This is a genomic window from Zhongshania sp. (assembly GCF_041623545.1).
GTDB lineage: Bacteria > Pseudomonadota > Gammaproteobacteria > Pseudomonadales > Spongiibacteraceae > Spongiibacter.
The window spans coordinates 1-4,431 of sequence record NZ_JBFJWS010000267.1 but is presented as its reverse complement, the minus strand read 5'-3'; the positions used below and the strand labels follow the sequence as shown (position 1 = coordinate 4,431).

The 4,431-nt window shown below is 52.9% G+C and carries 5 protein-coding genes and 1 pseudogene; all 6 read left to right on the top strand.

Translation table 11 applies throughout. From position 1 onward, the window contains the following. A pseudogene (locus tag ABYT30_RS16085) lies at window positions 1–192 on the top strand (gamma-glutamyl-phosphate reductase); the annotation flags it as partial. Next, window positions 193–852 (top strand): nicotinate-nucleotide adenylyltransferase, encoded by a 660-nt coding sequence (gene nadD, locus ABYT30_RS16080; RefSeq protein WP_373080938.1) that lies wholly within the window; start codon window positions 193–195, stop codon window positions 850–852. It abuts the pseudogene before it with no gap. Window positions 853–874: 22 nt separating this feature from the next. After that, on the top strand, window positions 875–1,231 hold the full coding sequence (rsfS, locus tag ABYT30_RS16075) for a ribosome silencing factor (protein WP_373080937.1): 357 nt from the start codon (window positions 875–877) through the stop codon (window positions 1,229–1,231). Beyond that, window positions 1,221–1,688, top strand: coding sequence for a 23S rRNA (pseudouridine(1915)-N(3))-methyltransferase RlmH (gene rlmH / locus ABYT30_RS16070; RefSeq protein WP_373080935.1), 468 nt, complete (start codon window positions 1,221–1,223; stop codon window positions 1,686–1,688). Before rsfS ends, rlmH begins: the two co-directional genes overlap by 11 nt. Window positions 1,689–1,700: 12 nt before the next feature. Next, on the top strand, window positions 1,701–3,584 hold the full coding sequence (mrdA, locus tag ABYT30_RS16065; RefSeq protein ID WP_373080933.1) for a penicillin-binding protein 2: 1,884 nt from the start codon (window positions 1,701–1,703) through the stop codon (window positions 3,582–3,584). Beyond that, a partial coding sequence (locus ABYT30_RS16060) for an FtsW/RodA/SpoVE family cell cycle protein (RefSeq protein WP_373097493.1) occupies window positions 3,577–4,431 on the top strand: 855 nt, incomplete at its 3' end. The genes mrdA and ABYT30_RS16060, both read left to right, overlap by 8 nt.

Genomic DNA, 4,431 nt, shown 5'->3' with positions numbered 1-4,431 from the left:
TTCTTGCGTGAAGTGGATTCGAGCTCGGTGATGATCAATGCCTCAACGCGCTTTGCCGATGGTTTTGAATATGGTCTTGGTGCAGAAATTGGAATTTCCACCGACAAAATTCACGCCCGAGGCCCAGTAGGCTTAGAGGGCCTGACCTCGCAAAAGTACGTGGTGCTTGGCGATGGTCATATTCGTAACTAGATGGCAGCTTCGCTGAGCTCCAGTACTTCGCTGGCCATTTTTGGCGGCACCTTTGATCCTATTCATCACGGTCATCTGCGGTCGGCGATCGAGATTAAGGAAGCCTTGGGGGTTGATGAATTGGCGCTATTGCCAAGCCATCGGCCGCCATTGCGTGGGCTGCCCGGCGCTAATAGTGCTCAGCGCTTAGCGATGGTAAACGCTGCCGTAGCTGGCGAGCCGGGGCTGGCGGTAGATGGCCGCGAGTTATTGCGGGAAGCGCCGTCGTATACGGTCGATACCTTGCGCGCCTTGCGCGCTGAGCGCGGCGCAGATATGTCGATTACGGTGGTTATGGGCAGTGATGCCGTTAATCAATTGCAGCGTTGGCGAGACTGGCCGTCGCTGTTTGATTTGGCCAATGTCTTAGTATTGCATCGCGCTGCGCATCCGCTAGCAATGGATGCGCAGGTTGCGAGTTTTGTGGCCGATCGCAGGCTTGGATCGGCATTGGCACTGAAAGCGCACAGTGCCGGTGGTTTTTATGATACAGGTTTGATTCAGTTGCCGATTTCGGCCACTGATATCCGCCAGCGCCTGGCCTCTGGCCGGTCAATTCGTTACCTTGTTCCCGACGTTGTCGCGGACTATATCGCTGAACACGGTTTATATACACAGTGAAATACATAGGAATACCCGTTTGATGAACGCTGAACAACTCCAAAAGCTTGTGCAGAACGCCCTCGAAGATGTAAAAGGTCGAGACTTAGTGACCTTAGATGTGCGCGGCATGAGTGGCGTTACTGATTACATGATTGTGTGCAGTGGCACCTCGAATCGCCATGTGAAATCCTTGGCTGACAATGTTTGGGTCGAGGTCAAAAAGCAGGGCTTAGTACCTATTGGTATGGAAGGCCAAGATACCGGAGAGTGGGTGCTGGTTGATTTAGGCGATGTGGTAGTGCATGTGATGTTGCCAGAAGCCCGCTTGTTTTATGATCTTGAGCGCTTGTGGCAAGTGCCAGAGCCGGGCTCAGAGCCAGGACCCGATGCGAGTTAGTTTAATTTGCATAGGCACTAAAATGCCGGTTTGGGTTGAGGAGGGGGTTGCGGAATACCGCAAGCGCTTGCCGGCCGAGATTCAATTTGATATTAAAGAATTGCCCCTGCCTAAGCGGGGCAAGAATACCGATATTCGCCGTGCCATTGCCCAGGAGGGCGAGGCAATGGCCGCGGCAATTCCCGCCGGTGATCACATTATTGCGCTGGATGTTCTCGGTAAGGCTGTCAGTACTGAGGCTTTGGCCGAGGCCTTGGCGAGTTGGCAAATGGATGGTGATAATGTCAGTATTTTAGTGGGTGGTCCCGATGGCTTGAGTCCGGCTTGTTTGGCTTTAGCCCGGCAGAAGTGGTCGCTGTCAGCAATGACCCTGCCTCACCCGCTGGTGCGAGTCTTGTTCGCCGAGCAGCTCTATCGAGCATGGACGATTAATCATAACCATCCCTACCATCGCTGATGACCGTCTACCATGACTAGGCGCCAACAGCTTAAAAATACCCACTATGAACGCAGGGTTTATCGTCACCGGGTGGCGACGTCGATAATCTTCGTGGTGACAATGGTTGCAATTTTGATTGCCCGGTATGGGCAGTTACAAATTGCGGATTACAATATTTATAAGACCCATTCTGATCGTAACCGTATCCAACTACTGCCAATTGCGCCCAAGCGCGGCTTGATTTTTGATCGCAACGGTGTGCTGTTGGCGGAAAATATTCCAAGCTATACCTTAACCGTTGTCAAAGAGCGCGTGGAGTCGCTGGATGAAACCTTGGCAATTATTGGCGAGCTGATTCCCCTCGCCGAAGATGATATTGAGCAGTTCCGTAAGCGCTTGAGCCGCCGACGGCCTTACGAAGCAGTGCCGCTGAAATTCCGTGTTAGTGATGAGGAGATCGCAAAAATTGCGGTTAATCGCTACCGTATTCCGGGGGTGGAGATCGATGCCCAATTGGTGCGGCATTACCCCCACGGCGAATTATTTGCGCATGTGCTGGGCTATGTCGGACGAATCAGCGAGCGTGAATTAGACGAGATCGACCCAGTTAATTACAGCGGTACCCACCATATTGGCAAAATTGGTCTTGAAAAGTATTACGAGGAGTTGTTGCACGGCACTGTCGGCTATCAAAACGTCGAAAGTAATGCTCACGGTCGAATTTTGCGGGTATTGGAGCGGCATGACCCCCAGCCCGGCGGTGATATCCACCTCAGTGTGGACGCCTATGTCCAACAGGTAGCCTTCGACGCACTAAAAGGCCAACGTGGCGCTATTGTGGCAATGGACCCGCGCACCGGTGGCATTATCGCCATGGTGAGCACACCAAGTTACGATGCCAATTTGTTTGTTAATGGCATTAGTAGTGCGGATTATAGCGCTCTGCAAAATGATCCGGATCTACCTTTGTATAACCGCGCTTTACAGGGGCAATATCCGCCCGCTTCTACTATTAAACCGATTTGGGCTTTGGCGGGTTTGCAATACGGCATGGTCACGCCGTCGACCCGCATTGCCGACCCCGGCTGGTTTAGCCTGCCTAATGACAGTCGCCGTTACCGCGACTGGAAAAAAGGTGGCCATGGCTACTCGGTCAATTTAGAGCAAGCGGTTGTACAATCCTGCGATGTGTACTTTTATGAGCTTGCTTATCGCCTTGGTATCGACCGTCTACATGACTTTGGCATCCGTTTTGGTTTAGGTGTGCCTACCGGTATCGACAATACCAATGAGCGCAGCGGCATAATGCCCTCGCGGGCGTGGAAGGAAGAGGTCCGCAACAGTCATTGGTATCCTGGCGAAACGATCAGTGTTGGTATTGGCCAGGGCTTTATGTTGGCCACACCGCTGCAATTGGCGGTGGCGACATCGGTGATAGCCTCGCGGGGTAAATTGCGCGCGCCGCGCTTATTGGCGTCGGTTGACGGTGAGAAAGTGGTCGCACCGCTGCTCGGCCAGATGGAGGACGTGCCGGACGCCTACTGGGATGTCATAACGCAGTCTATGGAACAGGTGGTGGCAAGCCCACAGGGAACGGCGCGGGGCTTAAAAGCTGGTTTAAGCTATCGTCTGGCAGCGAAAACTGGCACAGCGCAGGTGGTGGGTATCGCCGCGGGTGAGAAATACGACTCCAGTACTTTGCATAAGCGCAATTGGGATCACGCGCTTTTTGTGGCCTTTGCTCCCGCTGAAGACCCGCAAATCGCCGTGTCTGTGATTATTGAAAATGGTGAGCACGGCGGCAGTGTGGCGGGGCCTGCGGCGCGTAAAGTATTTGAGGCTTATTTAGTTGGCGAGCCGAAGCCTGGTCCAGCACCGATGGATATCACGCCTGAGGTATGGGTAGATGAATAATTCAGATTTTGTCCGGCAATTGCCTGGAAGTAATCGCAGTATTAGTAGCCACCGCACCATCAGTCAGCGGCTGCGTATTGATATCCCGCTTTTAGTCCTGTTATTGATACTAAGCGGCGTTGGCCTGACGGTGCTGTACAGCGCCAGCGACGGCAGTATGGCGACGGTATTGCGGCAGGGGCGCTATTTGTCGGTGGCCTTTGTCGTGATGATTTTGGTCGCCCAATTGCACCCCGAGCAATTGCAGCGCTGGGCGCCATTTGCCTATATTGTATGCGTTTTGCTGTTACTGGCCGTGGATTTCGTCGGGATAGGGGCCAAGGGGGCTCAGCGTTGGTTAGGCATCGGCGGTTTTCGCTTTCAACCCTCGGAGATCGCTAAATTAGTGATGCCCATGGCGGTGGCTTGGTATTTGTCTACTCACCCGCTGCCGCCGGGGTTTCGCCATACCTTTGTAAGTTTGGCCTTAATTCTCATTCCAACCGGACTTATTATTATTCAGCCGGACTTAGGGACGTCGATTTTAATCGCTACCTCGGGCGTGTTCGTATTGTTTTTAGCGGGAATTAGCTGGGGCTTTATCTTTTCGTGCCTAGGCTTGCTGGCCATGATGGCTTACCCCATGTGGGAATTTGTGCTTCACGATTACCAGCGGCAGCGTATCCTGACCATGCTTAACCCTGAAAGTGATAAACTTGGGGCAGGTTGGAATATTATTCAGTCTAAAACTGCCATTGGCTCTGGGGGCTTTGAAGGTAAGGGCTGGCTGCTGGGCACCCAATCCCATTTAGACTTTTTGCCTGAGAGTCATACCGATTTTATTATCGCCGTGCTTGCCGAGGAATTC